This is a genomic window from Campylobacter sp. CNRCH_2007_0968H (genome assembly GCF_025773245.1).
GTDB classification, from domain to species: Bacteria; Campylobacterota; Campylobacteria; order Campylobacterales; family Campylobacteraceae; genus Campylobacter_D; species Campylobacter_D lari_D.
On sequence record NZ_JAKMTQ010000060.1, the window covers coordinates 1 to 569 of the forward strand.

Annotated in this window: 1 protein-coding gene; it reads right to left on the reverse strand. The window is 23.7% G+C overall.

The genetic code is table 11. The features are described from left to right. Positions 1-461: DUF2920 family protein (locus L8Y18_RS08640; protein ID WP_263676672.1), on the reverse strand; the 461-nt coding region annotated here is incomplete at its 3' end. Positions 462-569 lie beyond the last annotated feature (108 nt).

Consider the following 569-nt stretch of genomic DNA (forward strand, 5'->3'; position numbering starts at 1 on the left):
GTCACAGATAACTCAACCTTATAGTCTTGATTTAAAATTCCTTGTTCTTTTAATATACTCATTTTTTGATCAAGAATTTGATAATATTTTTCTATATTTTTTGTATTATCTAGCACTTCAAATTCTATTTCAAAATCCCTGAAAGCCTTTTCAAATGTTCTTATATCGTCTAATAAAAAAGTCATTTCAGCACTATATTTGTCTACATCAGAAACTCTTTGGCAAAAGCAATGATAAAATACATTTACAGCTACTACATCAAATTTTTTAGCTATAAAATTTCTATAACTTTCTAGAAAATGTATATTTGCATTAGCTCCATATCCACCTATGATAAAAACAATAGCTTTCATTTGCTTACTATCATCATAAGTGATTCTATATTCTAATTTACTTTCTCTTTTTATATTTAATTCTACATCATCACAAGAGTCTATGAAATAAGTTTCATTTATGAGCATATTTTTCTTTCTTGATATTATAATTTATATGCTATTATAACTAATTAAAATACGCTCAAAGAAAAAAGTATGAAATATATATTTAAATGCAATGATAAAAAATATTCC